At 64.9% G+C, this 1876-nt stretch carries 2 protein-coding genes; both read right to left on the reverse strand.

Translation table 11 applies throughout. The features are described 5' to 3' along the window. The coding region (locus tag AC1DN0_RS40930) for an adenylosuccinate synthetase (protein WP_477146605.1) at positions 1–588 on the reverse strand (588 nt) is incomplete at its 3' end. A gap of 114 nt (positions 589–702) precedes the next feature. After that, on the reverse strand, positions 703–1866 hold the full coding sequence (locus AC1DN0_RS40935; RefSeq protein WP_035874882.1) for an ATP phosphoribosyltransferase regulatory subunit: 1164 nt from the start codon (positions 1864–1866) through the stop codon (positions 703–705). Between the last annotated feature and the right edge of the window lie 10 nt (positions 1867–1876).

A 1876-nucleotide genomic window follows, 5' to 3' on the forward strand; every position in this document is an offset into this window, starting at 1 on the left:
GTCCAGCGTCGTCTGGAAGTCGACTGCTTCGGCGCCCAGGTACTGGGTCAGCATGAAGTTATGCAGGTCGAGGTTCTCGCGCAGCTTCTCGGCGAACGCCTTCGGATCGAACAGGTCCTGCACGCGCAGCGCGCGGCGGGCAACCTTGTCCTCATAGGCCGGACCGATACCACGGCCGGTGGTGCCGATCTTGTCGGCGCCACGGCGCGCCTCGCGGGCTTTGTCGATGGCGACGTGATACGGCAGGATCAGCGTGGTCGCTTCGGAAATGCGCAGGCGGTTCTGCACCTGCAGGCCGGCGCTTTCCAGTTCCTCGATTTCACGAAAGAGCGCCTCGGGCGACAGCACGACACCGTTGCCGATGTAGCAAATCGTGCCGGCGCGCATGATGCCCGAAGGGATCAGGCGCAGGATGGTCTTCTTGCCGCCGATGATGAGCGTATGGCCAGCGTTGTGGCCGCCCTGGAACCGCACCACGCCCTTTGCATGATCGGTAAGCCAATCGACGATTTTCCCTTTRCCTTCGTCACCCCATTGGGTGCCGATCACGACGACATTGCGTCCCTGGCTTACTGCAGAAGCGGACATGTTGATTTTGGTCAGTGGGTTAAAAACGTATTTTACTCTCGTTGCAGGTCAACTCCCCGATTTTGGGGAGATCGGCCTGCAACGCGGGGGAATTCCGTGCCCTGGCGCTTGCGCTCAGGTCCCGGCGCTGCGCGGAATCACCGTCCATGCGCCATCCTGGCGCACCAGTTGGCGGTCGCAGTTGAACTCGTCGAGCTGGTGCGTGTGGCCCGGCAGGGACTGGATCACGATCTCGCCGGCCTCGCGCAGCGCCGTGATCGCCGTGCGCAGGGCGGGATCCGCATCCCACGGCGCAAAGATGGCAAAAGCACGCACTTCCAGCGGCGACAGCGAGGCAACCTCGCGCAAATCGAGCGAAAAACCGGTCGCCGGCCGCGCGCGACCGAAGGCTTCACCCACCTTGTCATAGCGGCCCCCGCGCGCCACGTAATTGGGCAGGCCGGCCACATAGGCCGTAAACATCACACCGCTGTGGTAGTGATATCCGCGCAAGTCGGAAAGATCGATATTGACACTCGCGCCGCGGACTTCCGCGGCCAGGGCTGCCAGTTCGTCCAGCGCGCGGCCGATTGCCGGGCTTGCCGGCAACGTGGCACGGGCGCGCTCGATCACCTCCACGCCACCGTACAGCGTCGGCAAGGCCAGCAGCGCGTCGCGCTCGGCCTGCGGCATGCCTTCGGTCAGTTCGCGCAGCGCCGATACGTCCTTGGTTTCCAGCGCTGCGAACAGCGCGTCCTCGATCTTCCGGCTCGACGGCAGGCCGTCCAGCAGCGCTTCCAGGATGCCCGCGTGGCACAGGTCCAGGCGGATTTCCGTCAGTCCCGCCACCTGCAGCGCAGCCAGCATCAGGGCCTGGATCTCTACGTCGGCTTCCAGGCCGGCATGGCCGTAGATTTCCGCACCGACCTGGATCGGCTCGCGGGTTGCACGAAAACCTGCCGGGCGGGCGTGCAGCACATTGCCGGCGTAGCAAAGCCGGGTCACGCCGGAGCGGTTCAGCAAGTGGGCATCGATGCGGGCCACCTGGGGCGTGATGTCGGCGCGCAGCCCCATGGTGCGGCCGGAGAGCTGGTCGACCAGCTTGAGAGTGCGCAGGTCCAGGTCGTGCCCGGTCCCGGTGAGCAGCGATTCCAGGTATTCCAGCATCGGCGGCATGACCAGTTCGTAGCCGTAGGTGCGGAACAGGTCCAGCATGCGGCGGCGCAGTTCCTCGATCTTGCGGGCCTCCGACGGCAGCACGTCGGCGATGTTTTCAGGCAGGAGCCAGTGATTGGACATGGTAAATCTC

The organism is Cupriavidus sp. 05N39 (assembly GCF_056397325.1).

Excerpts from the sequence above, each read along its gene's own strand:
- AC1DN0_RS40935 (WP_035874882.1), bottom strand. The coding sequence starts at position 1,866 with ATGTCCAATCACTGGCTCCTGCCTGAAAACATCGCCGACGTGCTGCCG.